The following is a 26482-nucleotide window of genomic DNA, read 5'->3' on the forward strand; positions in this document are numbered from 1 at the left end:
CGAGACGGTGACAAAAGAGCCCAGTCTCGCCGGGGCGAGCACGTATAAGCCGTAACCCATCGCGCAGGGAAAGCCGGTTGTTTCCGGTTACACCTGTGGTCCTACCCCGGTGCTTTTTTGTTGCACCGGGCCCATGGGTGCGATCGGCACCCGGCTTTCCCTGCGCCCTCTATTCAAGGAGAGGGCGAACGAAGCAAAACTCGGACTATTCATGTCGCGAGAATGCGGACGTACGGCTCACTGGTCGTGCAAACTGCTCGCTGTCGTCCCTGCGAACGCGCCGTTCGGGCTACCCTTTGCCGGTCCGATCTTCTATGGTGACCACTCAGTTCGCAGGCGGCGGACATGATCATTCTACGATATCAAAGGCTTAGGACTGAGTCGGAAGCCTTTGGAGGTTGCTTTGACGCGATACGTTTCGACCAGGGGCGAAGCCCCCGTACTGGGCTTCTGCGATGTGATGCTGACCGGGCTCGCCCGCGACGGCGGGCTCTATGTGCCCGAGACCTGGCCGCAACTCGCGCCCGAGACCATCGCCGCCTTCTTTGGCCGGCCCTATTGGGAGGTCGCGGTCGAGATCATCCGTCCGTTCGCCGCAGGTGAGATCTCCGACGCCGATCTCGGGCGCATGGCGAACGAGGCCTATGCCACCTTCCGTCATCCCGCGGTGGTGCCGCTCGACCAGATCGGGCCGAACCAGTTCCTGCTCGAGCTGTTCCACGGCCCGACCCTGGCGTTCAAGGACGTCGCGATGCAGCTGATCTCGCGGCTGATGGATCATGTGCTGGCGAAGCGTGCGCAGCGCACCACGATCGTGGTCGCAACCTCGGGCGATACCGGCGGCGCCGCGGTCGAGGCGTTCGCGGGTCTCGACAATGTCGACCTCGTCGTGCTGTTCCCGCACAGCCGCATCTCCGAAGTGCAGCGCCGCATGATGACGACGACCGCGGCCGCCAACGTGCATGCACTGGCGATCGAGGGCACCTTCGACGATTGCCAGGCGATCGTGAAGGAGATGTTCAACAACCATCGCTTCCGCGACCAGGTCGCGCTGTCGGGCGTCAACTCGATCAACTGGGCGCGCATCGTCGCGCAGGCGGTCTACTACTTCACCTCGGCGGTCGCGCTCGGCGCACCCCAGCGCACCGTCGACTTCACGGTGCCGACCGGCAATTTCGGCGACATCTTCGCCGGCTATGTCGCCAAGCGGATGGGCTTGCCGATCCGCTGGCTGCGGATCGCCGCCAATGTCAACGACATCCTGCCGCGTACGCTGAAGACCGGCATCTACGAGGTGCGCGAGGTTCACTCCACGACCTCGCCGTCGATGGATATCCAGGTGTCCTCGAATTTCGAGCGGTTGCTGTTCGAGGCGAGTGGCCGCGACGCCGCCTCGATCCGCCGCCTGATGGCCTCGCTCAAGCAGTCCGGCCGTTTCGTGCTGCCGGATGCGACCCTCGCCGCCGTGCGCCGCGACTTCGACGCCGGCCGTGCCGACGAGACCGAGACGGCCGCCGCGATCCGCGCTGCCTGGCGCGAGGCGGGCGACCTTGTCGACCCTCACACCGCAGTGGCGCTCGCAGTCGCCGACCGCGACACCTCTGACTCGAAGATTCCGAACATCGTGCTGTCGACCGCGCATGCGGCCAAGTTCCCGGATGCGGTCGAGGCCGCCTGCGGCGTGCGCCCGCATCTGCCGGCCTGGCTCGACGGCCTGATGACCAAAACCGAACAGATGACTGTCATGAAGAACGACCCCGAGCTTGTCGAGCGCTTCGTGTTGTCGGTCAGCCGCGCCGCCAAGCAGGGAGCCATCGGATGAGCGTCGAGATCACCAAGCTGCCGTCCGGCCTGACCGTCGTCACCGACACCATGCCGCATCTGGAGACCGCGGCGCTGGGCGTCTGGGCCGGGGTCGGCGGACGGGACGAGAAGCCGAACGAGCACGGCATCTCGCATCTCCTGGAACACATGGCGTTCAAGGGCACCACGCGGCGCTCCTCGCGCGAGATCGTCGAGGAGATCGAGGCCGTCGGCGGCGATCTCAATGCAGGGACCTCGACCGAGACCACGGCCTATTATGCGCGGGTGATGAAGGCGGACGTGCCGCTCGCGCTCGACGTGCTCTCCGACATCCTCGCCAATCCGTCCTTCGTGCCTGATGAACTGGAGCGCGAGAAGAGCGTGATCGTGCAGGAGATCGGCGCGGCGCAGGACACGCCCGACGACGTCGTGTTCGAGCATCTCAACGAGCTCTGCTATCCGGACCAGCCGATGGGCCGCTCGCTGCTCGGCACCGCCAAGACGCTGAAGAGTTTCGACCGCGACATGCTGCGCGGCTACCTGTCGACCCATTACCGCGGGCCGGACATGGTGGTCTCGGCCGCCGGCGCGGTCGATCACAAGCGCATCGTCGAGGATGTGGCGCAGAAGTTTGCCAGTTTCGAGCCGACGCCGGCGCCGAAGCCGCAAGCGGCGATGTTCGGCAAGGGCGGGTCCCGCGTGGTGCATCGCGAGCTCGAGCAGGCGCATCTGACGTTGGCGCTCGAAGGCGTGCCGCAGACCGATCTCTCGCTGTTCTCGCTCCAGGTCTTCACCAACACGCTCGGCGGCGGGATGTCGTCGCGGCTGTTCCAGGAGGTGCGCGAGAAGCGCGGGCTCTGCTACTCGATCTACACGTTCCACGCGCCCTATAGCGATACCGGCTTCTTCGGCCTCTACACGGGTACCGATCCGGCCGACGCGCCCGAGATGATGGAGGTCGTCGTCGACGTCATCAACGACGCGGTTGAAACCCTCACCGAGGCCGAGGTGGCGCGAGCCAAGGCGCAGATGAAGGCCGGCCTGCTGATGGCGCTGGAGAGCTGCTCATCCCGTGCCGAGCAACTGGCGCGCCATGTGCTGGCCTATGGCCGGCCGCAGACGGTCGAGGAACTGGTGGCCCGGATCGATGCGGTCAGTGTCGAATCGACCCGCAACGCCGCGCGTGCGCTGCTGTCGCGCAGCCGCCCCGCCGTCGTCGCATTGGGGAGCGGCAGGGGTCTGGACACGGCGGTGTCTTTTGCGGAAGGATTGACGAAGTCGAAGGCAAAGACGCTGCTGCACTAGGGCGACGACTCGCAGGGCAGGGCGTGACGCCCGAATCCGGGCGGAGGAGTGTCGGGCCATGGCCCTGTTTCGCTTGCCATCCAGCGGACCGGCCGCGCTAATGCCGCGTGGCCACGGGCTGCTGCTGCGCGCGCCGCAAATGTCCGATTATCCGCAATGGGCGCACTTGCGAGAATTCAGCCGCGCCTACCTGACGCCATGGGAGCCGATCTGGCCGTCCGACGATCTGACCCGGCCGGGCTTCCGCCGCAGGCTGCGCCGCTATTCCGAGGACATTGCCGGCGACCGCTCCTATCCGTTCATCATCTTCCGCGAATCGGACGGGGTGATGATCGGCGGGATCACGCTCGCCAATGTCCGCCGCGGCATCGTGCAGGCCGGCACCATCGGCTATTGGGTCGGCCAGCCGCATGCCCACCGCGGCTACATGACGACGGCGCTGCGGGTGCTGCTGCCGTCGCTGTTCGGCGAGCTCAATCTGCACCGGATCGAGGCGGCCTGCATCCCGACCAACGCCCCGTCGATCCGCGTGCTGGAAAAGTGCGGCTTTTCCCGCGAGGGGCTGGCGCGGCGCTACCTCTGCATCAACGGCATCTGGCAGGACCATCTGCTGTTCGGCCTGCTGCACGAGGATTTCCGCGGTTAAGCGTTTTCGAGCGAAGTGGATACCGGTTCGCGTGAAGAAAACGCGTCGAAAGAAGCGTCTGGTGACCGATGGCGGATGGCCGGTGCCTTGGGTTCGCCGCCATTGCCTTGCTATAACGCCCGCGAAACAGGGAACCTCGATTGGAGGCTTAAGGACGACCATGGGTGACAGGGTGATCAGGTTCGCGATCATGACGGCGGCAACGATCGGCCTCGGCGCCGCCTTGCTGCCTTCGGCCGCCCCGGCGCAATCCCTGAGCGACCGCTTCAAGAGCCTGTTCGGCGGTGGATCGTCCGACACACCCAAGCCCGCGGCGCCCGCGGGGCCACAGCAGCTCAACGACAGCGACGCGGAGCTGACCTGTCCGCCGGTGCAGGTCCGCGCCGGCGCCTCGACCTATTCCGTGGCTGCGCCTGGCAAGGAGGCCGTCGGCAACGACGTCAAGTTCCTGGCCTCCATCACCAAGATGGCGCGGCAATGCAACCTGAACAACGGCGAGATCACTGCCAAGATCGGGATCCAGGGGCGGGTGATCGTCGGGCCCTCGGGCGCACCGCCGACCATCCAGGTCCCGCTGCGCGTCGCCGTGGTGAACAGCGGCGTCGGCGAGAAGACGATCATGACCAAGGCCTACACGACCACGGTGCAGATGGACGAGAGCGGCAGCGTGCCGTTCAGCCTGGTGGCCGAGGATGTGGTCTATCCGGCGCCGACCCCGGCGGAGAATGACAATTACGTCTTCTATATCGGCTTCGACCCGCAGGCCCTGAAGCCGGAGCCCAGGCCGCGCGCGGCGCCCAGGAAGAAGGCGCCAAAGGCGGCCGGCGCTGTCGAATGATGCGGCGGACTCGGAGATCGAACAAAAAAGCCGGCGCGATCATCTCGCGCCGGCTTTGTGTTTGGATCGGAAGCGTTTCAGTTCAGCTTGGCGCGAACTTCCGCGATTCCCTTGCCGACGAGGTCGTCGCCGACCGAGCCCTTGACCGACTGCGACAGGATGGTCGAGGCGGCGGCGACCGCGGCATTGGCTGCGGCGGCGCGGACATCGGCCAGGGCCTGGGCCTCGGCGAGCGCGATCTTGCTCTCGGCGGTCTTGGTCCGCCGCGCGACAAAATCCTCCATCTTGACCTTGGCCTCGGCCGCGATCCGCTCGGCTTCGGCCTTCGCGCTCGAGATGATCTCCTCGGCCTCGCGCTCCGCGCTGGTCCGGCGGGCCTTGTACTCGCCGAGCAGCTTGGTGGCCTCGTCCTTCAGACGGCGGGCGTCGTCGAGCTCGGCCTTGATGCGATCGGCGCGGTGGTCGAGTGCCGTCAGCAGCGTGCGATGGACGCCGAGATAGGCGAACACGATCATCAGGATGACGAAGGCGATCGCAACCCAGGTTTCCGGTTCGTAAAACATCGGTCTATCCCTTCAGCGACGCGTCGACGGCGCTGTTCACCGCATTTGCATCCGGCGTCACGCCGGCGAGCTGCTGGACGATGGCGCCGGCGGCATCCGCCGCGATGCCGCGGACGTTGCTCATGGCGTTCGCCCGGGTCGTTGCGATCTGCTTCTCGGCATCGGCGAGCTTGCCCGCCAGCTTCTCTTCCAGCGCCTTGCGCTCGGCGTCCGAGGCCGCGTTCAGCTTCTCGCGGGTCTCGTTGCCGATCGCCTGCGCGCGGGAGCGTGCAGCCGCCAGTTCGCTTTCATAGGCCTTCAGCGCCGCGTCGGACTGGTCCTTCAGCTTCTGCGCCTCGGCCAGATCGCCCTCGATCTTGTTCTGGCGTGCATCGATCGTCCCGCCGACGCGCGGCAGGGCGATACGCGACACGATCAGATAGAGCGCGACGAACGCAATCGCCAGCGACACCAGTTGCGAGGCGAAATTGGAGGAATCGAACGGCGGAAAGGTTCCGCCGTGCCCTCCACCATCGGCCTCGGTGTGGGCACCGGGATTCTGGCCTTTTGCCTCGCCATGACTCTCAGCCATGGTGTTCTCCTGTTGCTGTCATGCGCGCCGCCAATGGGACGACCCCTGGGCGGCGCGGAGGTTACCGCAGAGCGGAACCGGGGTGCCGCTCAGAGCGGAACGAACAGCAGGAGCAGCGCGATCAGCAGCGAGAAGATGCCGAGCGCTTCGGTCACGGCGAAGCCGAAGATCAGGTTGCCGAACTGACCCTGCGCGGCCGACGGGTTGCGCACCGCAGCGGCGAGGTAGTTGCCGAAGATGATGCCCACGCCGACGCCCGCACCGCCCATGCCGATGCACGCGATGCCCGCGCCGATAAGTTTAGCTGCTGCCGGTTCCATTTGTAGCTCCTTGAGAAAGATAGACAGATTGGTGGGTGGAGATTCCCCGGACCGCTTAGTGTCCCGGATGAATGGCGTCGTTGAGGTAGATGACGGTCAGGATCGCAAACACGTAGGCCTGCAGGAACGCGACCAGGATCTCGAGGGCGTACAGCGCAATCGTGAGCGCGAGCGGCAGCGAGCCGCCGACCCAGCCGAGCGCGCCGAGCGAAAAGCCGAGCATCGCCACGAAGCCCGCGAACACCTTCAGCGCGATGTGGCCGGCCAGCATGTTGGCGAACAGACGCACGCTGTGCGAGACCGGCCGCAGGAAGAACGACAGGATCTCGATGAACATGACCAGCGGCAGGATGTAGATCGGAATGCCGGAGGGAATGAAGATCTTGAAGAATTTCAGGCCGTTCTTGTAGATGCCGTAGATCAGGACCGTGAGAAACACCATGAGCGCCATTGCGAAGGTGACGATCAGGTGGCTCGCGATCGTGAACGTGTAGGGGATGACGCCCACCAGGTTCGAGACGCAGAGGAACATGAAGATCGAGAACACCAGCGGGAAGAACTTCATGCCTTCCGCACCGGCATTGCCGCGGATCGTCGAAGCGATGAACTCGTAGGAGATCTCGGCGACCGACTGCAGCCGTCCGGGAACCAGCTCGCGGCCGCTCGCCAGCATCAGCAGCGCGATCAGCAGGACCGCGATGAGCATGTAGAGCGACGAATTGGTGAAGGCGATCGTGTGATTGCCGATATGGCCGAGCGTGAACAGGGGCTCGATGTTGAACTGATGGATAGGGTCGATTTTCATCCGCGCGGCTCTTGGTCCACCGGCCGTTCTGCCGGTAATCGAATTGCAAATGTCATGACTTCCCGTCGACGCTCAGCGCCTGCCGGAAGCCACGCCCGCGGACCTCACCACGTTGACCACGCCGGCGACGAAGCCGAGCAGCATGAACACGATGAATCCGAATGGCGATGTCGACAGCCAATGGTCGACCCCCCAGCCAATCGCCGCCCCGACGGCAACGCCCGCGATCAGCTCCGAGGAAAGACGAAAACCGAGCGCCATCGCCGAAGCTCTGGCCGCACTGTCCCCGCTTTCTGTACCGGATTGATCAGTCTTGCTCATGCGGCTGTCGCGAATTTCTGACAACCGATGATCGAGACTTCCGAGCCTTGCGGAAAGCGCAGCTTCGTCGGGAGACGATTGATCGCGACTTCCACTTGCGTCCTGGTGAGTGTTTTCAGCCATGCTGCGAACACTAACCGATGCCGCGGATGATGGAAATTGCGCCCGTCCCCGTCAAAAGCCGCGCGGACCATACTGACCGCGTCTAATCAAGTCAAGATTGCGTCGTAACCAGTTACTTCTTTGATTTCGCTAGATTTATTCGAAGATATTCAACAGCGGAGTGATGCAGCGTTCGCAGTGCAGCAGCTTGGGGACGACGCGGCCATCTTGCGCGGGTTTTGCCGCTCTGTTGGGATGGCCGAAGACTCTTCCAGCCCGCCAACGGAAATCCGCATGACGCGTCAGATCGACTACTATTTCTCGCTCCAATCGCCGTGGGCCTATATCGGCCATAAGCCGTTCCGCGAGATCGTAAGTACCTATGATCTCAAGATAAATTACAAGCCGGTGCAATTGGTCGACCTGTTCGCGGAGAGCGGCGGGTTGCCGCTCGCCAAGCGTCATCCGGCGCGGCAGCGCTACAGGATGGTCGAGTTGCAGCGCTGGCGCGACAGGCGCGGGCTCAATTTCCATCTTCAGCCGGCGAACTGGCCGTTCAACGCGCGGCTGGCCGACGGTGTCGTGATCGCGGCGCTGGAGGTGGGCCTTGATCCGGAGCCCTATCTGCAGCGAGCCTATCCGGCGGTCTGGGAGCATCAGCTCAAGCTCGCCGATTCGGCGACCCTGGTGAAACTCGCCGATGACGCCGGCCTGCCCGGCGAGCAACTCGTCGCGCGCGCAGCGACGGAGGCGGTCAGCGCGGCCTATGAGCAGAACCGGCAGGATGCGCTTGATGCTGATGTCTTCGGCTCGCCCGGCTACGTGCTCGACGGCGAAGTGTTCTGGGGTCAGGACCGGATCGAATTGCTCGAGGATGCGTTGAAGTCGGGCCGCAAGCCCTATAACTCTCAAGGTTGAGGCATGATCTGGACAAGCGGCACAGACTTGCGGAAGGGATCGTGCCGAAGCGGGGCAGGATCTGATTGAGGCGGAGCAATCTCATGCCCATCGCGATGTCGCTGTCGAAAGTTTCCCTGACGTTTGCGGCAACGGTTCTGCTCGGCGGCGCAGCGATCGCACAATCGGCGCCCGACACCGAGAACGGCCGCTACGCACTGTCGCCCGCGGGCGACGGCTATCTGCGGCTCGACACCCGCACCGGCGCGGTATCGAATTGCACCAATTCGAATACGGGCTGGGCCTGCTATGCGGTGCCCGACGAACGTGCGGCCATGGACGCCGAGATCGGCCGCTTGCAAGCCGACAATGACCGGCTGAAGACCGAGCTTGCGGCGCGTGAACCCACCATCCCGGGCAAGACCGACGAGGCGCTGCCGAAATCCGACCAGTTGAAGAAGCCCGGGCCGAAGACCGCCGAGGGCGATCGCAAGATCGAGATTCCGCTGCCGAGCGACCAGGACGTTGATCGCGTGATGTCGTTCCTGGAGCGCGCCTGGCGGCGCCTGGTCGAGATGGCCAATCGCGTGCAGCGCGACGTCAACGGCGGCAAGATCTGACGCAGTCGAGGACGGGACCGATGTCATCGAGAACGATCACCCGCTCGACGTCATCCTCCGCCGTCGCCACCAGGATCGTGTCGTCGCGACTGACGGTGCAGACGTCGGGCGCAGGCTTCATCGACATCACGCGCGATGTCGACGCATTCCTGCGCGAGGCGCGCGCCGCGGAAGGCGCGGTCACCGTCTTCATCCGGCATACGTCGGCGTCGCTGACGATCCAGGAGAATGCCGATCCGACGGTGCTGCTGGACCTGACGACCGCGCTGGATCGCGCCGCGCCCGAAAACGCCGGCTGGCGTCACGATACCGAAGGCCCCGACGACATGCCGGCCCACATCAAGACCATGCTGACGGCGACCTCGCTGCAGATTCCCGTGCTCGACGGCGACATGGCGCTCGGGACCTGGCAGGGCATCTATTTGATCGAGCACCGCGCCCGTCCGCACCGGCGCGAGATCGTGCTGCAATTCATCGGCGCCACGCGCGACTGATGCCGTAGCGACGAATCGCATTGGACCTCCAAACGACATCGGCCGCGGATTGCTCCGCGGCCGATGCGTTTGGATCGTGATGTCGAGCGATCAGGTCTTGGTGATGTCGATGTCCTTGGTCTCAGGCAAGAACAGGAAGCCGATCACGAGGCTCATCAGGGCGACGCCGACCGGGTACCAGAGACCGGAGTAGATGTTGCCGGTGGCCGCCGCGATCGCGAACACGGTCGCGGGCAGGAAACCGCCGAACCAGCCGTTGCCGATGTGGTAGGGCAGCGACATGCCGCTGTAGCGGATGCGGCTCGGGAACAGTTCGACAAGCCAGGCCGCGATCGGTGCATAGACCAGCGTCACGTAGATCACGAGGATCCAGAGCAGGATCGTCGTCATGACGTAGTTGATGTCGTTCGGATCTGCCGACGCCGGATATCCGTGAGCCTTGATCGCTGCCGGCAGCGTCTTTGCGAAGTCCGGACTGTCCGCTGCCAGAACCTGGTCGCCGATCTTCACCTTAGCCTTGGTGCCGGCCGGAGCAGCCTCATTGGTATAGTTCACCGACAGGTTGACCAGCGCCGACTTGGCGATGTCGCAGCTCGTCGTGAACTTCTCCGTACCGGTTGCCTTGAACTGGAACGAACACTCGTTCGGGTCGGCGACGACAGTCACCGGCGACGAGGCGAGCGCCTGCTCGAGCTTCGGATTGGCGAAGTGCGTGATCCCCTTGAAGATCGGGAAGTACGTCAACGCTGCGAGCAGGAAGCCTGCCAGGATGATCGGCTTGCGGCCGATCTTGTCGGAGAGCCAACCGAAAATGACGAAGCCCGGCGTGCCCAGCGCCAACGCAACCACGATCATGATCTGCGCGGCGACGCCCGGTACCTTGATGGTCTGGGTCAGGAAGAACAGCGCGTAGAACTGTCCGCCGTACCACACCACGGCCTCACCGGCAGTGGCGCCCAGCAGCGCAAAGATCGCGGTCTTGGCGTTGGACCATTCGCCGAATGCCTCGCTCAGCGGCCGCTTCGAGGTCTTGCCCTCTTCCTTCATGCGCTGGAAAACCGGCGACTCGCTGAGGCTGAGGCGGATCCAGATCGATACGACCAGCAGGACGCCGGAGAGCAGGAACGGCAGGCGCCAGCCCCAATCACCAAACGATGCTTCGCCCATCCATGAACGGATGCCGAGGATCAGCAGCAGCGCGACGAACAGTCCAAGCGTCGCCGTGGTCTGAATCCACGACGTGTAGTAGCCGCGCTTGCCGGGCGGCGCGTGTTCGGCGACGTAGGTTGCCGCACCGCCATATTCGCCGCCGAGCGCAAGGCCCTGGATCAGGCGTAGCGCGATCAGCACGACTGGCGCAGCGATACCCCAGCTGTCATAGCCGGGCAGCAGGCCGATGAAGAACGTGCCGATGCCCATCAGGGTCATCGTGACGAGGAAGGTGTATTTGCGGCCGATCATGTCGCCGAGCCGGCCGAAGATGAGCGCGCCGAACGGGCGTACCGCGAAGCCGGCGGCGAACGCCAGCAGCGCGAAGATGAAGCCGACATTGGGCGGCACATTCGAGAAGAAATACTTGGCCAGGAACGCCCCGAGGGTTCCGTAGATATAGAAATCGTACCACTCGAAAACCGTGCCGAGTGAGGAGGCAAAAATGACCTTTCTCTCCTCTGCGGTCATCCCACCTGCACGGACGCCTCCGCCCGCGGCTGCTGCCATCGTCATCGTGTCTCGCTCCCCGCCTTGTTTCCGCGCGCCCCAAACGTCGCCGGCGACATCCGGTTCGACTTTGGTCTTGGCATCGAAGGTAACATCGCAGTGAAACGCGCCCCAATAAGACTTTTGGCTTTTGCACTGTGTCAGCTTAACGTCAGGAAGGTGAACGGGATGCGTCGCGTCCGACTTGCATCTGTTGCAGCGCACAAACCGAGCCGGTTAACTGCGTTTGGCATCTGGCATTATTCAGTGCTTGCGTGGTACTGCCGCGCGGGAGAAAACCAAGATGCGCGGGTCGATCGCGATCCGCCTGCGGGACTGAGATGACTGCTGTTGCCACTACACATCTTGTCATTGCCGACGACCATCCGCTGTTCCGCGATGCGTTGCGCCAGGCGGTGTCGAGTGTCGTGAGTTCGGCCACCATCAGCGAGGCCGGCTCGTTCGAGGATCTGACCGCGCTGCTGGAGCGGGATTCCGATGTCGATCTGATCCTGCTCGATCTCTCGATGCCGGGGATCAGCGGCTTCTCCGGCCTGATCTATCTGCGGGCGCAATATCCGGCGATTCCGGTGGTGATCGTCTCGGCCAGTGACGATGCCGGAACCATCCGCCGCTCGCTCGATTTCGGCGCCTCCGGTTTCATTCCAAAACGCTTCGGGGTCGAGACGCTGCGCGATGCCATCATGAAGGTGATGGAGGGCGATGTCTGGGTTCCGCCGGATACGGATCTTTCGGCGGCCGCCGATCCCGACATGACGCGGCTGCGCGATCGCCTGGTGACGCTGACCCCGCAGCAGGTGCGGGTGCTGATGATGCTGTCGGAGGGGCTGCTCAACAAGCAGATCGCCTATGAACTCGGCGTCTCCGAGGCGACCATCAAGGCGCATGTCTCGGCGATCCTGCAGAAGCTCGGCGTCGAGAGCCGGACGCAAGCCGTGATCGCCGCCGCCAAGATTGCCGGCGGCCAATGGCGTCAGGGCACGCCGACGGGGTAGGCCAAAGGGCATCCCGCCATTCGTTATTTCTGAGAATATGCGGCTCTACTCCGCCGCCACCATCTGCTGGCTGCGCCATTGTCCGAGCAGGGCGCGGAGCGAGGCAGGTTTGACCGGTTTGTTCAGGACCGCGATGTTCTCCTCGCGCGCGGCGGCGCGCACCGCGGGGCTGCGGTCGGCGGTGATCAGGATCGCCGGGATGTTGTCGCCGAAGCGGCGGCGGATCTCGCGGATCGCGGCGACGCCGTTGCCGCGGTCGAGATGATAGTCGACCAGAACGCCGGTGACGCGGCCACCCGCGGTTTCGATCGCGGTGAGGGCGGCCTCCGGATCGGTCACCGCGATCACCTCGGCATCCCATGCCGTCAGCAGCGTCTTCATGCCGTCGAGGATGGCGGGATCGTTCTCGATGCAGACGATGAGCGCGCCGCTCATCGGTGTCTTCGACAGCGGCGTCGCGCTGGTTACTGCGGCGGTGTGGTTGATCTCGGCGGCAACCGGCACGGTGACCGAAAACACCGAGCCTCCGCCGTTCCCGGCGTCGATCGCGATGCGGTGGTTGAGCACGCGCGCCAGCCGTTCGACGATCGATAGGCCAAGGCCGAGGCCGCGCGCGATCCGGGCGCCCTGCTCGAGGCGGTGGAACTCCTTGAAGATCTCGGCGCGTTTCTGCACGGGAATCCCGACGCCGGTGTCGTAGACGGCGATCTGCAGCGAGGAGCCGCGGCGGCGGCCGCCGATCACCACGCGGCCGCGCGGCGTGTACTTGATCGCGTTGGAGATGAAGTTCTGCAACAGCCGACGCAGCAGCGAGCGGTCGGATTCGACCGGCAGCGAGCAGGCCACGAAGCGCAGGTCAAGGCCCTTGTCGCGGGCGATCGGTGCGAATTCGATCTCCAGCGAGCGCATCAGGTCGGACATCCGGAAGCTCGAGATCTGTGGTGTCATGACGCCGGCATCGAGCCTGGAAATGTCGAGCAGCGCGCCAAGGATGTCCTCGATCGCCTCCAGCGAGTCGTCGATGTTCTCGACCAGGCGCGAATCCTCGCCGCCATTCTGGCGCTCGACCAGGCTCGTGACGTACAGACGCGCGGCGTTGAGCGGTTGCAGGATGTCGTGGCTGGCGGCGGCGAGGAAGCGCGTCTTGGAGGCGTTGGCGTCCTCCGCGGTGCTTTTGGCCAGCGCGAGTTCGGAGTTCAGCCGCGTCAATTCCTCTGTGCGGTCGCGCACACGCTTCTCCAGCGTCGCGTTGGCGCGCTCGAGCGCTTCCGCCGCCTCGAAGCTCGGCGTGACGTCGGAAAATGTGATGACGAGCCCGCCGCCCGGCATGCGGTTGGCGCGCACCTCGATCACCAAATGGCGTTCGGTGAAGCGTTCCAGGTAGGGCTCGCCCTCGGTGGTATAGGCGTGCATGCGCTGTTCGAGCAGGCTGTCGCTGTTCGCCGCAGAGGGCGGGCTTACCGCGCCCATGAATTCGAGGATTTCGGGCAGGGGAATGCCGAGCTGGACCAAATGAAGCGGCAGGGCCAGCAACTCGGAGAACTGGCGGTTGGAGCAGATCAGCTGCAGGTCGGCATCGAACACCGCGATGCCCTGGCGCACATGGTTGAGCGCGGTCTGCAGGATCTCGCGATTGAAATGCAGCGCCGCGTGCGAATCGTCGAGCAGCTTCAGCGCAGCCTTGGCCGACACCGTGCGCCGGCGCAGCAGCAGCGACATCACGAGGCGCGACGACGCAGCCCCGATCGAGGAGGCGATCAGCCGCTCGGCGTGCTGCAGCAATTCGAAATCCGCCGGCGCCGCCGGGTCAAGCACGGTGTTGTGGTCGGCGGCGAAACCCGTAAAGGCTTCGCGAGCGCGGTCGGGACCGAGATATTGCGCCACCGTGCTCTGGATGTCCTGCACCGTCACGGTGGTGCGCCAGCGCCGGAAGCTGGGCGCGGTCGGGGCCAGCTCGTCGGGCGCGAATATGTCGGCCTGCAACAGCTCGATCGAGGATGGCGCGCGCGCCAGCGAGAACAGCACGTAGCTGAGCATGTTGAGCGCAAGGCTCCACAGCACGCCGTGCAGCAGCGGCGGCAGGTCGGCGCCGAACAGCGCCTGCGGGCGCAGTGCCTCGATCCCGAACGGTCCATGCTGCAGCAGCATCAGGCCCGCGGTGGAGTTTTCCAGGAAGCTCGGCACGAACAGCGTGTAGAGCCACGTCGCAAAACCGACCAGCATGCCGGCCATGGCGCCGCGGGCGGTGGCGCGGCGCCAGAACAGGCCGCCGAAGAAGGCGGGCGCCAGCTGCGCGATCGCGGCAAAGGACAGCAGGCCGATCGCAACAAGCTGGGTGTTGCCGAGCGCGCGATAGTAGAAATACGACATCACCATGATGGCGAAGATCGAGAAGCGACGCGCCTTCAGCAGGAAGTCGCCGAAGTCCTTCTGGCCGACGCGGGCATCATCGCTGCGCGGCAGCACCAGCGGCAGCACCATGTCGTTGGACACCATGATCGACAGCGCGACGCATTCGACGATCACCATCGCGGTCGCGGCCGACAGGCCGCCGACGAACACGGCGAGGCTGAGCAGCGGCGAATTGCCTTCGATCGGCAGTGCCAGCACGAACATGTCGGCGTCGACGGCGCCGAACGGGAAGATGATCAGACCGCCGATCGCGATCGGGATCACGAACAGGTTGATCGCGACGAGGTAGAGCGGGAACAGCCAGCGCGCCCGGCTGACGTCGGCACCGGTCGAATTCTCCACCACGCTGACGTGGAACTGGCGCGGCAGGAGCATGGTTGCGCAGAACGACAGCAGCGTCATGATCAGGAAGTTGCCGATCGACGGCACGTATTCGATCGCGCGCACCGCCTCCGGCGTCTTCAGGGCGCGCTCGTAGAGTTCGATCGGAGAGAACATCCAGAACGTCACGAAGGCGCCCGCGGCGATGAAGGCGACCAGCTTGACGATGGATTCGGTCGCGATCGCGAGGATCAGGCCGTGCTGGTGCTCGGTCGCGTCGGTGTGGCGGGTGCCGAACAGCACCGCGAACACCGCCATCGCCAGCGTCACCATCAGCGCGATGTCGCCGATGATCGGGATCTTGGAATAGGCCTGGTCCTCGCTCAGGATCGTCTCCAGCGAGGAGGCCATCGCCTTGAGCTGCAGCGCAATATAGGGCACCGAGCCGATGATCGCGATCGCGGCGACCGTCGCCGCCACCGCCTGGCTCTTGCCGTAGCGCGCGGCGATGAAGTCGGCGATCGAGGTGATGTTCTGCGACTTGGCCAGCGCAATCACCCGTCGCAGCAGCGGCGTGCACAGCCCGATCATCAGAATCGGACCGACATAGATCGCGAGAAAGTCGACGCTGGTGCGGGTGGCGAAACCGACCGAACCGAAGAAGGTCCAGGAGGTGCAGTAGATCGCCAGCGACAGCGGGTAGATCCACTGGCTCGCGCGGCCGCGCCCGTCCGGCGGCATGCGGTCGCCGCGGCTGGCCACGAAGAACAACAATCCGATGTAGGCGAACGCCGTGGCGATTACGCCCCAGTCGTGCAGCATTGCTTGCTGATCTCCCTTCCCCGGTCTCGGAGGGCCGGATGCGGGATTATAAACCCAACGGGCCGGCCGCGCACCGCGCGACCGGCCCGTTTCCGCGATCGGAACCGGATAGGGTTACTCGGCCGCCAGCGACTTCCTGCGCAGCGGCAGGCCGAGCCGGTCCCACACCTGCAGCAGGGCTTCCGCCAGCCCGTCGATCAGGCCGTCATCATGGTAGGGCGAGGGGGTGATGCGAAGCCGCTCGCTGCCCTTGGCGACCGTCGGATAGTTGATCGGCTGGATGTAGATGCCGTGCTCCTCGAGCAGCAGGTCGGAGGCCCGCTTGCACTTCTCGGGGTCACCGACGAACAGCGGCACGATGTGGGTGTCGCTCGACATGACGGGCAGGCCGGCGGCGATCAGGATCGCCTTGGTGCGGGCGGCGCGGTCCTGGTGGCGCTCACGCTCCCAGCTCGAGGTCTTGAGGTGACGGATCGCGGCGGTCGCCGCCGAACAGATCGCCGGTGGCAGCGCGGTCGTGAAGATGAAGCCCGGTGCGTAGGAGCGTACCGCGTCGATGATCTCGGCCCGGCCTGCGATATAGCCCCCGAGGCAGCCGAATGCCTTGGCCAGCGTGCCCTCGAGCACGTCGATCCGATGCATCACCCCGTCGCGCTCGGCGATGCCGCCGCCGCGCGGGCCATACATGCCGACCGCGTGGACCTCGTCGACATAGGTCATGGCGCCGTATTTCTCGGCGAGATCGCAGATCCTGGCGAGCGGGGCGACATCGCCGTCCATCGAGTAGAGGCTCTCGCAGGCGATCAGCTTTGGCCGGTCCGGACCGGCCGCGATCAACAGCTCCTCGAGATGCGCAAGGTCGTTGTGGCGGAAGATCTGGCGCTCGCAACCGGCCTGGCGCACGCCTTCGATCATCGAATTGTGGTTCAGCGCATCCGACAGGATCAGGCAGTCCGGGATCAGCCTGGCGATGGTCGAGATACCGGTCTGGTTCGAGACATAGCCGGAGGTGAACAGCAGGGAGGCCTGCTTGCCGTGGAGATCGGCGAGTTCCGCTTCGAGCTGCACCAGCGGATGATGGGTGCCGGCGATGTTGCGGGTGCCGCCGGCGCCAGTGCCGACCCGGGTTGCGGTCTCGACCATGGCGCCGACGACTTTCGGGTGCTGGCCCATGCCGAGATAGTCGTTGGAGCACCAGATCACGACATTGCGCTGGCCTTTCGGCGAGTGCCATGTCGCGTGCGGGAAGCGTCCGGCGATCCGCTCGAGGTCGGCAAACACCCGGTAGCGCCGCTCATCATGGAGGCGGTTGAGCGCGGCATTGAAGAACTGGCTGTAATCCATCGGCAAACCTGAAGCGGGAACCTGACCGGAATAACTGCTTCTTCTTAGAGCTTTTCCAGCTCTGATGTCTATGCATTGGCTCACAATTGGGCATGCGGCACAGTTGGGCAAATTGCCCTAGCCGCGCCCGTCCGGCTTGATGTCGATCAAATCGGCGTGGATTTGAGACGACCCGTGCCGCGCTCAGGTGGTGCGGAAGCGCAGCACGCCGTCGCCGCCGGTCGCGGCCGTCAGGCGGCCCTCGACCAGCATGTAATTGACATGGGCGATCAATTCGCCGGCGGCAAATCCCATCTGGTGGGGATCCAGCACGTGCTTGTGGAACACGACGGGCACCAGTTCCTTGGAGGTCTGCGGGACCTCGCGGCAGGCCTCCGCAATGAGCCGGCAACGCTCCTCGTGATGGTCGGCGAGCTGCTTGATCCGGGTCTTCAGCCCGTAGAACGGCACGCCGTGACCGGGCAGCACCATCAGATCATAGGGCAGGCTGGTGGTCAGGCTCGCCAGCGAGGCCAGATATTCGCCGAGCGAGTTCTGCTCGGGCTCGACCGCCCAGACGCTGACATTGGGCGAGATCTTGCTCAGCACCTGGTCGGCGGAGAGGAACAGCTTGTCCGCGGCGCAATACAGCATCACCTGGTCGAGCGCATGTCCGCCGCCGGTGATCACCTTGAAGCGCCGTGAGCCGATCACGATCTCGTCGCCATGGGTGAGGCGGTGGTAGGACGGCGGCAGCACCGACACTCGCTTCAGGTAGTCCTGGCCGCGGCCGAGCAGCTTCTCGGTCAGCTCCTCGTCCATGCCGTGGCGGCGGAAGAACAGCCGCTGCGCATTGCGCCGCTCTTCGGTGCCGCGGTTCTGGTGATAGACCGATTGCAGATATTCGACCTGCGACATCAACAGCGGGCAATCGAAGCGCTCGGTGATCCAGCCGGCAAGCCCGACATGGTCGGGGTGCGAATGCGTCACGATCAGGCGCGTCACCTTGACGTGCCGCAGCGGGCCCTCGAACAGCGTGGTCCAGGCCGCGATCGATTCCTCGTTGCCGAAACCTGAGTCCACCATGGCCCAGCCGTCGCCGTCGGCGAGCAGATAGATGTTCACGTGGTTGAGGCGGAACGGCAGCTTGAGCCGCGCCCAGAGGACGCCGGGCATCACCTCCACGATCTGGTCGTGGCCGGGATGGTTCTCCCAGGGGTATCGCAGTGCCTCTGCCGAGGAATGGATGCTGTCGGTCTTCTTGTCCATGCTATCGGCTTAGCGGGCCACGGGCCGCCGCGCCAGCCGAAAAATCAGGATGGTGGTCCGGAGACAGGGAGAGGAAGGAACCGAAATTCCGTGGCCCGGATGGAGCGGAGCGCAATCCGGGGCGGTTGCCTGGAAAGAGCAGACCCGGATTTCGCTGCGCTCCATCCGGGCTGCCGCGTCGATCGCTGGTGCTACGCCGCCCTGATGTTCGACAGGAAGCTGTCGATTTCCGAACGCAGCACGTCGGCCTCGCGACGCAGCGCGTCGGAGGCGTGCAGCACCTCGCCCGCGGCGGCGCCGGCTTCCGAGGAGGCATTGCTGACCCCGACGATGTTGCTCGACACCTCGCTGGTGCCGCCGGCGGCATGCTGGATGTTGCGGGCGATCTCGCGGGTCGCCGCGCCCTGCTCCTCGACCGCGGCCGCGATCGCGGTGGTGACGTCGTTGATCTCGCCGATCGTGCTCGAGATGTTGCGGATGGCGGAGACGGCCGTCGTCGTCACCTCCTGCATGCTGACGATCTGCTGGCGGATCTCTTCGGTCGCCTTCGCGGTCTGGCTTGCGAGGTTCTTCACCTCGGAAGCGACCACGGCAAAGCCGCGGCCGGCTTCGCCCGCGCGCGCCGCCTCGATGGTAGCGTTGAGCGCGAGCAGATTGGTCTGCGAAGCGATAGTCTGGATCAGGTCGACCACGACGGAGATGCGCGCGGCATTGTCGGCAAGCCCCTGCATGGTGGCGTCGGTGGCGCTGGCCTCCTCCACCGCCTTGCGGGCGATCTCCGCCGAGGTCACGACCTGACGGCCGATCTCCGCGATCGACGACGACAATTCCTCGGTGCCCGCCGACACCGTCTGCACGTTGACCGAGGTCTCCTCGGCCGCGGATGCGACGGCGCTGACCAGCGCGCTGGATTGGTCGGCGGTCGCCGACATGCTCTGCGCGGTGGTCTGCATCGAGCTCGCCGAGGATTGCAGGCCGCCGAGCGCGGCGCGGACGGTGGATTCGAACTCGGCGATCTGGGTCTCCATGCGCGAGGCGCGTTCGGCCTTGGCGATGCGATCCTGGTTCTGGCTGGCCGAGAGCTCGCGGCCCTCGACCATGCTTTCGCGGAACACCTGCAGCGAGCCGGCCATGACCGCGATTTCGTCGCGCTGGCGGCTCTGCGGGATCTCGGTGTCGAGGTCGCCGTCCGAGAGCAGCTGCATCGAGCGCTGCAGGCCGCGGATGCGGCGCAGGATGTTGCGGCCGACATAGAGCCACACGAACAGGAACGAGCCAATCAGCGTCGCGGCGCCGAGCGCGATCATGACCATGGTCGAGAACGAGATCTGCTGCCGGGCCTGGAAGGTCGAGGCGTCGGTCTCCTTCTGCACGGCGTCGACGAGCTGCTGCACGCTGATGCCGAGGCCGACGTTGAGCTTGCGGGTTTCATCGAGGATGGTCTGGCCGTAGTCGATCGAATCGAGCTCCCGCTCGCGCAGCTTGAATACGCCGGTCTTGCCTTCGCCGAGCACGAGGAGCTTCTGCGCGGTATCCCGGACGGCAACGATGGCCGGATTGTTCGGCAGGTCCTCGAGGTTGGACTTGATGCGCTCGCGCCCGGCCTTGACCTCCTTCTCGATCGCATCGAGCGTGTCGCTGGAATTGGCCGACAGTGCCGCGGTCATGTCGGCGGCCATCAGATTGCCGACGGCGAGCACGTTGCCGATCTGGCCGACGGTGCGGGCCGCTTCGGTGGCGTCGTCAGCGGAGACTTCGGCCGAACCGAGAATCGCGTTGAGCCGGGTCTGCGCGTCGAGCATCGCGGGACCCGCAGCCGAGACGAAGGCCGTCTGTGCCTTGCGCAGCGCGTTGTATTGCTTGTCATGAAGGGCCGCGATCTCCAGCCGCTCGTGCGCCGCCGAGACCAGGCTCTTGGTGGCGTCACCGGTGTTCTTGATGTTGTCGGTCAGCGCGCTGACGACGGATTTGTCGGCGCCGAGCTCGGCGATCTCGCCAAGCTTGGCGGAGGTGAGCTGCTGCACCTCCATCAGCTTCCTGGTGCGGTCGTTCAGCGCGTCTTCGGTCTGGACGGCGAGCAGGCCGGGTCCCTGAGATGCGAGCGAGGCGCTCTGGGCGGAGAGTTGCAGGCTCGCGGCAAGGCGCGGAATGTCGCTGCCGCTGAGGTCGAGCATGGTGCCGCCGAGCTGGTGCAGCACCCAGCCCGCGCCGGCGCTGATGATGAGCGCCATGCCCGCGATGACTGCGAACGCCGCAAACAGGCTGCCCCTGACGCCCACCTGCGGACGACGAATGTGCTTGAGATTGAGCTTGCCGAGCTTGAACTGAAACGCCATTTCCCCACTACCCCTGGATGCTTCCTCGCGCGGCAGTATCCGGGTGCCGGGTTAATAAAATCGGGAAAATTGCAGCGATCTGCGCGATTTTTGAGCGGCTTCGCGCGATGATGCTTTCTTCCGCGCATGTCGACCGATGCACGCGACCGAACGCAAAAAGGCCGGCATGCGCCGGCCTCTTCCACGCCTGGTTGCAGCTGGCGGTCTCAGTACCGCGCGGCCACCGGAGCGCCCCAGTTGCCGAGGTTGAAGCGATAGTTGATACCGGCCTTCACCGTGTGCTCGTCGTTGTGGAACGTGCCGAACGGGACCAGCGCGGCGGGGCTGGTGAAGTGGCTGTCGCCGAAATCGTAATACTGGTACTCGACCTTCGCCGACCAGTTCGGGGCGAACATGTATTCGGCGCCGGCGCCCAGCGTCCAGCCGTTGCTGTGATTGTCGCTGAGCGCAAACGCGACCGGCAGAACGCCGAATGTCAGGGTCTCGTTGTTGTCGGAATAGGCGTAGCCGCCCTTCACATAGATCAGGCCCGGACCCCAGGTGTAGCCGAAGCGCCCGGTGAGGGAGGCGATGCCGCGCTGGTTGTTGTTGTAGATCAGGCCGTTCGGGAAGATCGCGTTGAGCTGGTGATTGCCGACCCAGGAGTACTGGCCTTCGACACCGATCACCCAGCTCGACGACAGCTGCCAGTCGTAGCCGGCCTGCACGCCGCCCATGAAACGCGCGCTGGAGTCGGTGAGCGCGAGCCCGCCGAAGGTGTTGTCGCCTGCGAACACGCCGCCGAGATGGCCGCCGATATAGAAGCCGGTCCAGTTGTAGAGCGGCGCGGCATAGGCAGGCGGCTGCTGGTAATAAGGGCGGGCGCCGAGATCGGCGGCCTGGGCGGTCACGCCAAAGGCAGCGAGGGCAGCTGCGAAAGCTGCGGTTGCGAGCAGGAACTTCTTCATGGGGTCGTCTCCGGACAAGTCACATGACGGCGCCATGGCAAGGCGCCATCCATGGCGGCGAATTAGACCGTATTTGAATAAAAACCTGTCACCCGGAGTCGGCGGCTGCCGTTAACCCAACCCGTTGGCGCGGAAACGTTTTCTTGTGCCTAACGATTGCCTAACGAGGGGTGAAGAGGAGCTTAACGGGCAACGCGCGCGGGGCAGCTTTCCTTAACCAAGCCGGCGGCGCACGTCCTCGCGCATCTGCTCGCGGAACGCCTGTCGGCGCGCGGGGCGCTCCGTCACGGGGACGTCGTGGCGATCGAAGATGTCGAACTTCTCGAGGATCGGGTAGCGCTCGCTTGCCATCGCCAGGATGCCGAGCAGCTTGGCGACCTTCGGGCTCGGGCCGCTGACCTCCCACCTGCGGATCGTGTCGGCGCCGCCGGCGGGCGGCAGTTCGCACAGCTTCGCCATGTCGGCCGCCGTGATCTTCCTGCCGAGCGCCTCGCTGAGGTTTTCGCGCAGTTTCTTGAATTCCGGCCCGGTCAAATGGGTTCAGCTCCGCGACAGGCAAGTGTGAAGTGGGTCACGTCATGCACTCCGGGCCCGAGCTATTACGCCGCACATGCGATCGACAGGGAAGAAGATCATGCACGGCATCATCGAAAGCCTCAGTCCGGAAAGCGGACAGATCGACTGGAAATGGGTCGGCAGTGTGTTCACGTTTTATGTTGTGGTGATGATCGTTGCCGCAAGCGTGCTGCTCACGCATTGATCGACGGATATCCGGTGGACGATTGCAGGGTGCAGATACCAAGCTCCTCCGGTCAACGGCCGAGGTGCATGGTTGAACGGGCTACCTTGGGCAGATCGTCCGCCAGCGTCTTGCGGCCTGCCGATGTCGGGGCGCAGTTCCTGCCGATCCGCACCCGTGTCGCGATCGCCGAAAATCTCGCGGCCTGAGCTGCAAGTTCGTCGGTAGATGCTGACGCGTCGTCGGAAAGGAATGGTGCTGCCAGACAGGATTGAACTGTCGACCTCTCCATTACCAATGGAGTGCTCTACCACTGAGCTACGGCAGCATGCCCGGGAAATAGATTCGGCCCTCAGGGGCCCGTCCAAGCGGGCGGTTCTTGCCACAAGGCCCCCTCCGGCGCAAGCAAAAGGGCGCCCCGGGCGGCCGTGAAATCATCCGGAATCGGCGTGCCCGGCGATCGATTCCTGGCAATCCGGCCGATTCCGGCCGGATTCGGTTCCCGATCGACCGGATCGGCCGTTGGCCGCCGAATCATGCCGCTGAAAGTGCAACTGCCCGGCCGGTCAGGGTGCGCTTCGCCGCGGCATTGTCTATGATCCGCTGCAGGGCTGGGCGGTTTGAAGTACGGGACATGACGGGCGATCAGGGCAAAGGCAACGAACAGGCCGGATCCCGGGTGAAGGATTCACGACAGGACCGCCTCAAGCTGGCGCTGCGCGAGAACCTCAAGCGGCGCAAGTCGCAGGCCCGCGGCCGCGAGGATGCGGCATCTTCCGAACTCCCCGATGCCTTTCTAGATGATGCGGACGGCAACGGGCCGAAGCGCTGACCCGTTTGACAAGACCGGCGCGCTAACCAGCCCGAAAAAGAAAAGGTCGCAAAGATGGCTGCGGACGAGACGACGATCAATCGGCTGAATGCGAGGACGCAAGCCTTTCCGCGGCTCGAGCAAACCTTCCCGACCCTGACGGAGCACGAGATCGAGCGCATGCGCCGCTTCGGCGAGCCGCGCTCGTACCGGGATGGCGAGGCGCTGTTCGAGACCGGCAAGCCCGGCCCGGGCATGTTCGTGGTGCTGTCGGGCTCGGTCGCGGTCACCCAGCGCGACGGTCTCGGCCGCGTCACGCCCATCATCGACCAGGGGCCCGGCCAGTTCCTCGCCGAGATCGGTCAGCTTTCCGGGCGTCCCGCGCTGGTTGACGGCCATGCCGACGGCGCTGTCGAGACCTTGCTGCTGCCGCCTGACAGGTTGCGCGCGCTGCTGGTCGCCGAGGCCGATCTCGGCGAGCGCATCATGCGCGCGCTGATCCTGCGCCGGGTCAGCCTGATCCAGGGCCGCGCCGGCGGTCCGGTGCTGATCGGACCGACATCGGACGGCAACATGGCACGGCTGCAGAATTTCCTGGCACGCAACGGCCAGCCGCACCATGTCCTCGATCCCGAGACCGACAAGGACGCCGCCGATCTGATCGCGCGCTATTCGCCGACGCGCGCCGAATTGCCGCTGGTGGTCTGCCCGAACGGCACCGTGCTGCGCAATCCGTCGGAAACGGCGCTCGCGATGGCGCTCGGCATGATCGGCGGCCGCGCGCATGACAAGCTCTACGACGTCGCAGTGGTCGGCAGCGGTCCGGCCGGGCTCGCCACCGCGGTCTATGCAGCGTCCGAAGGCCTTTCGGTCGCCGTGTTCGATTCCCGCGCCTTCGGCGGCCAGGCCGGCGCCAGCGCGCGCATCGAGAACTATCTGGGTTTCCCGACCGGCATCTCCGGCCAGGCGCTGGCGGGGCGCGCGTTCAACCAGGCGCAGAAATTCGGCGCCGAGATGCTGATCCCGGTGTCGGTGAAATCGCTCGACTGCTCGAAGGCCTCTGGCGCGTTCGAGCTTGCCACCGAATGCGGCCACATGCTGCGCGCCAAGTCGGTGGTGGTGGCGAGCGGCGCGCGCTATCGGCGGCCCGTGATCGACAATCTCGACGCCTTCGAGGGGCGCGGCGTCTGGTACTGGGCCTCGCCGATCGAGGCGCGGCTCTGCGGCGATCAGGAGGTGGTGCTGGTCGGCGGCGGCAATTCCGCAGGGCAGGCGGCGGTGTTCCTGTCGGCGCATGTCCGCAAGGTCACGATGATGATCCGCGGCGGCGGTCTGGGCGCCAGCATGTCGCGCTATCTGATCGAGCGCATCGAGGCGACGCCGAACATCGACCTGATGTTCAACACCGAGGTGATCGGGCTCGAGGGCGCCGAGACGCTGGAGCGCGTGCGCTGGCGCAGCCGGCTCGCGCCCGACGAGTTCACGCTTCCCATCCGCAACCTCTTCCTGTTCGTCGGCGCCGATCCGGCCACCGGCTGGCTCGATGGCTGCGGCGTGCGGGTCGACCGCGGCGGCTTCGTCATGACCGGCGTCCAGAACGGCGACGGGTTGCGCGCCGTGCCGCTGCTCGAGACCACGGTGCCCGGCGTGTTCGCGGTCGGCGATGTCCGCTCCGGATCGGTCAAGCGCGTCGGCGGCGCGATCGGCGAGGGCGCCCAGGTGGTCGCTGCGCTGCACGGCTATCTCGCCGACGACGGTAGCCCGACGCTGTAGCGCAGCGTCGTCCCGGCTTTCGCGAGGACGACGCGATTCGACTTTTCGCAAAGCGCTCCGCTGCATGACGGAGTTACGACGGTTGCTGCTTCACAATCGCATGAGATGTTGATCATCCTGCCACCGATGCGTGTGGCAATTTCCGGAACCGCATCGTAACCTGTGTTGGTGTCCTCAACGGAGAGTGCATCCATGGTGCTCGGCATGAGTCTTGCGACGTTCACCCTTGTTCACGTCATCATCAGCCTGATTGGAGTAGCCGTCGGCCTGATCGTGATGTTCGGCCTGCTTGGCTCGAATCCGATGCCGGCCCTGACCGCGATCTTCCTCCTCTTCACCATCCTGACCAACGCCACCGGTTTCCTGTTTCCGTTCACGCACCTGCTGCCCTCGCACATGATCGCGATCCTTTCGCTTGTGCTGCTCGCGATCGCCTGCATCGCGCTCTATGCGATGCAGCTCGCGGGCGCGTGGCGTGCGATCTACGTCGTGACGGCGATGATCTCGCTCTATCTCAACATCTTCGTGCTCATCATCCAGAGCTTCCTCAAGATACCGTCGCTGCAGGCGCTGGCGCCCGCCGTGCCGCCGAACCCGCCGTCCGGGCCGGTGTTCGCGGTGGTGCAGGGCATCGTGCTGGTGTTCTTCGTTCTGGTCATCATCGGCGCCTGGCGCCGCTTCAGGCCGATGGCCTTCGCCTGATCGACCAAACGAAAGGAGCAATCAATGCCCACCATCACCACCAAAGACGGCGTCGAGATCTTCTTCAAGGATTGGGGTTCGGGCCAGCCGATCGTGTTCAGCCATGGCTGGCCGCTGTCGTCGGACGACTGGGACGCGCAGATGCTGTTCTTCATCAACCACGGCTTTCGCGTCATCGCCCATGACCGCCGCGGCCATGGCCGCTCGACCCAGGTCGCCGACGGCCATGACATGGACCATTATGCCGACGACCTCGCGGCGGTGACCGCCCATCTCGACCTGAAGAATGCCGTCCATGTCGGCCATTCCACCGGCGGCGGCGAGGTCGTCCATTACATCGCGCGCCACGGCGAGAGCCGGGTGGCAAAGGCGGCAATCATCGCAGCGGTGCCGCCCCTGATGGTGCAGACGCCGAATAATCCCGGCGGACTGCCGAAGTCGGTATTCGACGGATTGCAGGCGCAGGTCGCAGCCAACCGGTCGCAATTCTTTCGCGACCTGCCGGCCGGCCCGTTCTACGGTTACAACCGGCCGGGCGCGAAACCGTCGGAGGCGGTGATCCAGAACTGGTGGCGGCAGGGCATGATGGGCGGCGCGAAGGCGCATTACGACGGCATCGTCGCGTTCTCGCAGACCGACTTCACCGAGGATCTCAAGAAGATCAATGTCCCGGTGCTGGTGATGCACGGCGACGACGACCAGATCGTGCCCTACGCCGATTCCGGTCCGCTGTCGGCGAAACTTCTCAAGAACGGCAAGCTGAAGACCTACAAGGGCTTTCCGCACGGCATGCCGACCACGGAAGCCGAGACCATCAACGCGGACCTGCTCGCGTTCATCAAGGGTTGATGATGCAGGTGCCGCCGGGCCGAAGTGATGGAGCTACCGGCGGAAGGGTTCCCTCCCCCTCATGGGCGGAGGGAGCCTGTGCGGTGTACTCACTACGCGATACATCTCGCGCCCTCCGCCGGTTCCGCCGAAAACATTCAGCGGCGGCGAGCTACCTCTCCTGCCTCGAGGCATTATAT

General features: G+C 65.0%; 25 protein-coding genes and 1 tRNA gene. 13 read left to right on the plus strand and 13 right to left on the minus strand.

Going from position 1 to position 26482, the window contains the following annotated elements:
* Positions 1–403: 403 nt before the first annotated feature.
* From thrC to JQ586_RS07350, 4 genes are all read left to right on the plus strand, one after another.
* On the plus strand, positions 404–1822 hold the full coding sequence (gene thrC, locus JQ586_RS07335; RefSeq protein ID WP_212393865.1) for a threonine synthase: 1419 nt from the start codon (positions 404–406) through the stop codon (positions 1820–1822).
* Positions 1819–3108, plus strand: coding sequence for a pitrilysin family protein (locus JQ586_RS07340; RefSeq protein ID WP_212393866.1), 1290 nt, complete (start codon positions 1819–1821; stop codon positions 3106–3108). Before thrC ends, JQ586_RS07340 begins: the two co-directional genes overlap by 4 nt.
* A gap of 58 nt (positions 3109–3166) precedes the next feature.
* Positions 3167–3754: a GNAT family N-acetyltransferase gene (locus JQ586_RS07345; RefSeq protein WP_212393867.1), complete on the plus strand. Its 588-nt coding sequence runs from the start codon at positions 3167–3169 to the stop codon at positions 3752–3754.
* Between the two features lie 160 nt (positions 3755–3914).
* The gene (locus tag JQ586_RS07350; RefSeq protein WP_409334512.1) at positions 3915–4592 is read left to right on the plus strand and encodes a hypothetical protein; all 678 of its coding nucleotides are present in this window, start codon (positions 3915–3917) and stop codon (positions 4590–4592) included.
* Between the two features lie 77 nt (positions 4593–4669).
* On the opposite strand, the gene JQ586_RS07355 is transcribed toward JQ586_RS07350, so the two are convergent.
* The 5 genes from JQ586_RS07355 to JQ586_RS07375 all read right to left on the minus strand — a co-directional run bounded on the left by JQ586_RS07355 (position 4670) and on the right by JQ586_RS07375 (position 7295).
* The gene (locus tag JQ586_RS07355) at positions 4670–5155 is read right to left on the minus strand and encodes an ATP F0F1 synthase subunit B (protein WP_212393868.1); all 486 of its coding nucleotides are present in this window, start codon (positions 5153–5155) and stop codon (positions 4670–4672) included.
* A gap of 4 nt (positions 5156–5159) precedes the next feature.
* On the minus strand, positions 5160–5726 hold the full coding sequence (locus JQ586_RS07360; protein ID WP_212393869.1) for a F0F1 ATP synthase subunit B: 567 nt from the start codon (positions 5724–5726) through the stop codon (positions 5160–5162).
* Between the two features lie 89 nt (positions 5727–5815).
* Entirely contained in the window at positions 5816–6046 is a 231-nt protein-coding gene (locus JQ586_RS07365) for a F0F1 ATP synthase subunit C (RefSeq protein WP_016847054.1), read from the minus strand.
* Positions 6047–6101: 55 nt separating this feature from the next.
* Positions 6102–6851 carry a F0F1 ATP synthase subunit A gene (locus tag JQ586_RS07370; RefSeq protein ID WP_212393870.1) on the minus strand — a complete coding sequence of 250 codons (750 nt, stop codon included), beginning with the start codon at positions 6849–6851 and terminating at the stop codon, positions 6102–6104.
* A gap of 72 nt (positions 6852–6923) precedes the next feature.
* The gene (locus JQ586_RS07375) at positions 6924–7295 is read right to left on the minus strand and encodes an AtpZ/AtpI family protein (RefSeq protein WP_212393871.1); all 372 of its coding nucleotides are present in this window, start codon (positions 7293–7295) and stop codon (positions 6924–6926) included.
* 273 nt (positions 7296–7568) lie between these two features.
* Here JQ586_RS07375 and JQ586_RS07380 point away from each other — a divergent pair, with 273 nt between their 5' ends.
* The 3 genes from JQ586_RS07380 to JQ586_RS07390 all read left to right on the plus strand — a co-directional run bounded on the left by JQ586_RS07380 (position 7569) and on the right by JQ586_RS07390 (position 9285).
* Positions 7569–8192, plus strand: a complete 624-nt coding sequence (locus JQ586_RS07380; RefSeq protein ID WP_212393872.1) for a 2-hydroxychromene-2-carboxylate isomerase — start codon at positions 7569–7571, stop codon at positions 8190–8192.
* An 83-nt stretch (positions 8193–8275) separates the two neighbouring features.
* Positions 8276–8791, plus strand: a complete 516-nt coding sequence (locus JQ586_RS07385; RefSeq protein ID WP_212393873.1) for a hypothetical protein — start codon at positions 8276–8278, stop codon at positions 8789–8791.
* Between the two features lie 20 nt (positions 8792–8811).
* Entirely contained in the window at positions 8812–9285 is a 474-nt protein-coding gene (locus tag JQ586_RS07390) for a secondary thiamine-phosphate synthase enzyme YjbQ (protein WP_212393874.1), read from the plus strand.
* Positions 9286–9375: 90 nt separating this feature from the next.
* On the opposite strand, the gene JQ586_RS07395 is transcribed toward JQ586_RS07390, so the two are convergent.
* Positions 9376–11004, minus strand: coding sequence for an MFS transporter (locus JQ586_RS07395; protein WP_409334513.1), 1629 nt, complete (start codon positions 11002–11004; stop codon positions 9376–9378).
* Between the two features lie 320 nt (positions 11005–11324).
* On the opposite strand from JQ586_RS07395, the gene JQ586_RS07400 reads away from it, so the two are divergent.
* Positions 11325–11999: a response regulator transcription factor gene (locus JQ586_RS07400; RefSeq protein WP_212393876.1), complete on the plus strand. Its 675-nt coding sequence runs from the start codon at positions 11325–11327 to the stop codon at positions 11997–11999.
* Between the two features lie 45 nt (positions 12000–12044).
* On the opposite strand, the gene JQ586_RS07405 is transcribed toward JQ586_RS07400, so the two are convergent.
* The 6 genes from JQ586_RS07405 to JQ586_RS07430 all read right to left on the minus strand — a co-directional run bounded on the left by JQ586_RS07405 (position 12045) and on the right by JQ586_RS07430 (position 21963).
* On the minus strand, positions 12045–15554 hold the full coding sequence (locus tag JQ586_RS07405) for a PAS domain-containing hybrid sensor histidine kinase/response regulator (protein ID WP_212393877.1): 3510 nt from the start codon (positions 15552–15554) through the stop codon (positions 12045–12047).
* A 114-nt stretch (positions 15555–15668) separates the two neighbouring features.
* The gene (hemA, locus tag JQ586_RS07410; RefSeq protein ID WP_212393878.1) at positions 15669–16898 is read right to left on the minus strand and encodes a 5-aminolevulinate synthase; all 1230 of its coding nucleotides are present in this window, start codon (positions 16896–16898) and stop codon (positions 15669–15671) included.
* A 183-nt stretch (positions 16899–17081) separates the two neighbouring features.
* Positions 17082–18146 (minus strand): MBL fold metallo-hydrolase, encoded by a 1065-nt coding sequence (locus tag JQ586_RS07415; protein WP_212393879.1) that lies wholly within the window; start codon positions 18144–18146, stop codon positions 17082–17084.
* Between the two features lie 191 nt (positions 18147–18337).
* Entirely contained in the window at positions 18338–20482 is a 2145-nt protein-coding gene (locus tag JQ586_RS07420) for a methyl-accepting chemotaxis protein (RefSeq protein ID WP_212393880.1), read from the minus strand.
* A 206-nt stretch (positions 20483–20688) separates the two neighbouring features.
* The gene (locus JQ586_RS07425; RefSeq protein ID WP_212393881.1) at positions 20689–21429 is read right to left on the minus strand and encodes an outer membrane protein; all 741 of its coding nucleotides are present in this window, start codon (positions 21427–21429) and stop codon (positions 20689–20691) included.
* Between the two features lie 213 nt (positions 21430–21642).
* On the minus strand, positions 21643–21963 hold the full coding sequence (locus JQ586_RS07430) for a hypothetical protein (protein ID WP_212393882.1): 321 nt from the start codon (positions 21961–21963) through the stop codon (positions 21643–21645).
* 100 nt (positions 21964–22063) lie between these two features.
* Here JQ586_RS07430 and JQ586_RS41065 point away from each other — a divergent pair, with 100 nt between their 5' ends.
* The gene (locus tag JQ586_RS41065; protein ID WP_283815425.1) at positions 22064–22189 is read left to right on the plus strand and encodes a hypothetical protein; all 126 of its coding nucleotides are present in this window, start codon (positions 22064–22066) and stop codon (positions 22187–22189) included.
* A gap of 232 nt (positions 22190–22421) precedes the next feature.
* Here JQ586_RS41065 and JQ586_RS07435 read toward each other — a convergent pair.
* Positions 22422–22496: transfer RNA gene (locus JQ586_RS07435), tRNA-Thr, on the minus strand.
* Between the two features lie 306 nt (positions 22497–22802).
* Here JQ586_RS07435 and JQ586_RS07440 point away from each other — a divergent pair.
* From JQ586_RS07440 to JQ586_RS07455, 4 genes are all read left to right on the plus strand, one after another.
* Complete coding sequence (locus JQ586_RS07440; protein WP_212393883.1) at positions 22803–23000, plus strand: hypothetical protein; 198 nt, start codon at positions 22803–22805, stop codon at positions 22998–23000.
* Positions 23001–23054: 54 nt separating this feature from the next.
* Positions 23055–24752, plus strand: a complete 1698-nt coding sequence (locus JQ586_RS07445) for an FAD-dependent oxidoreductase (protein WP_212393884.1) — start codon at positions 23055–23057, stop codon at positions 24750–24752.
* Positions 24753–24944: 192 nt separating this feature from the next.
* Positions 24945–25454 carry a hypothetical protein gene (locus JQ586_RS07450; protein WP_212393885.1) on the plus strand — a complete coding sequence of 170 codons (510 nt, stop codon included), beginning with the start codon at positions 24945–24947 and terminating at the stop codon, positions 25452–25454.
* A gap of 24 nt (positions 25455–25478) precedes the next feature.
* Complete coding sequence (locus tag JQ586_RS07455; RefSeq protein ID WP_212393886.1) at positions 25479–26303, plus strand: alpha/beta fold hydrolase; 825 nt, start codon at positions 25479–25481, stop codon at positions 26301–26303.
* Positions 26304–26482: the final 179 nt, after the last annotated feature.

The sequence above is a fragment of the Bradyrhizobium jicamae genome, from assembly GCF_018130215.1.
GTDB classification, from domain to species: Bacteria; Pseudomonadota; Alphaproteobacteria; order Rhizobiales; family Xanthobacteraceae; genus Bradyrhizobium; species Bradyrhizobium jicamae_A.

Bases quoted from the DNA above. Each gene is read 5' to 3' on its own strand.
- JQ586_RS07455 (WP_212393886.1), top strand. From the start codon at position 25,479: ATGCCCACCATCACCACCAAAGACGGCGTCGAGATCTTCTTCAAGGAT.
- JQ586_RS07380 (WP_212393872.1), top strand. From the start codon at position 7,569: ATGACGCGTCAGATCGACTACTATTTCTCGCTCCAATCGCCGTGGGCC.
- JQ586_RS07395 (WP_409334513.1), bottom strand. From the start codon at position 11,004: ATGGCAGCAGCCGCGGGCGGAGGCGTCCGTGCAGGTGGGATGACCGCA.
- JQ586_RS07405 (WP_212393877.1), bottom strand. From the start codon at position 15,554: ATGCTGCACGACTGGGGCGTAATCGCCACGGCGTTCGCCTACATCGGA.
- JQ586_RS07440 (WP_212393883.1), top strand. From the start codon at position 22,803: ATGACGGGCGATCAGGGCAAAGGCAACGAACAGGCCGGATCCCGGGTG.
- JQ586_RS07375 (WP_212393871.1), bottom strand. From the start codon at position 7,295: ATGGCTGAAAACACTCACCAGGACGCAAGTGGAAGTCGCGATCAATCG.
- JQ586_RS07385 (WP_212393873.1), top strand. From the start codon at position 8,276: ATGCCCATCGCGATGTCGCTGTCGAAAGTTTCCCTGACGTTTGCGGCA.
- hemA (WP_212393878.1), bottom strand. From the start codon at position 16,898: ATGGATTACAGCCAGTTCTTCAATGCCGCGCTCAACCGCCTCCATGAT.
- JQ586_RS07450 (WP_212393885.1), top strand. From the start codon at position 24,945: ATGGTGCTCGGCATGAGTCTTGCGACGTTCACCCTTGTTCACGTCATC.
- JQ586_RS07420 (WP_212393880.1), bottom strand. From the start codon at position 20,482: ATGGCGTTTCAGTTCAAGCTCGGCAAGCTCAATCTCAAGCACATTCGT.
- JQ586_RS07340 (WP_212393866.1), top strand. From the start codon at position 1,819: ATGAGCGTCGAGATCACCAAGCTGCCGTCCGGCCTGACCGTCGTCACC.
- JQ586_RS07370 (WP_212393870.1), bottom strand. From the start codon at position 6,851: ATGAAAATCGACCCTATCCATCAGTTCAACATCGAGCCCCTGTTCACG.
- JQ586_RS07425 (WP_212393881.1), bottom strand. From the start codon at position 21,429: ATGAAGAAGTTCCTGCTCGCAACCGCAGCTTTCGCAGCTGCCCTCGCT.
- JQ586_RS07350 (WP_409334512.1), top strand. From the start codon at position 3,915: ATGGGTGACAGGGTGATCAGGTTCGCGATCATGACGGCGGCAACGATC.
- JQ586_RS07400 (WP_212393876.1), top strand. From the start codon at position 11,325: ATGACTGCTGTTGCCACTACACATCTTGTCATTGCCGACGACCATCCG.
- JQ586_RS07390 (WP_212393874.1), top strand. From the start codon at position 8,812: ATGTCATCGAGAACGATCACCCGCTCGACGTCATCCTCCGCCGTCGCC.
- JQ586_RS07355 (WP_212393868.1), bottom strand. From the start codon at position 5,155: ATGTTTTACGAACCGGAAACCTGGGTTGCGATCGCCTTCGTCATCCTG.
- JQ586_RS07445 (WP_212393884.1), top strand. From the start codon at position 23,055: ATGGCTGCGGACGAGACGACGATCAATCGGCTGAATGCGAGGACGCAA.
- JQ586_RS07365 (WP_016847054.1), bottom strand. From the start codon at position 6,046: ATGGAACCGGCAGCAGCTAAACTTATCGGCGCGGGCATCGCGTGCATC.
- JQ586_RS07415 (WP_212393879.1), bottom strand. From the start codon at position 18,146: ATGGACAAGAAGACCGACAGCATCCATTCCTCGGCAGAGGCACTGCGA.
- JQ586_RS41065 (WP_283815425.1), top strand. From the start codon at position 22,064: ATGCACGGCATCATCGAAAGCCTCAGTCCGGAAAGCGGACAGATCGAC.
- JQ586_RS07360 (WP_212393869.1), bottom strand. From the start codon at position 5,726: ATGGCTGAGAGTCATGGCGAGGCAAAAGGCCAGAATCCCGGTGCCCAC.
- JQ586_RS07345 (WP_212393867.1), top strand. From the start codon at position 3,167: ATGGCCCTGTTTCGCTTGCCATCCAGCGGACCGGCCGCGCTAATGCCG.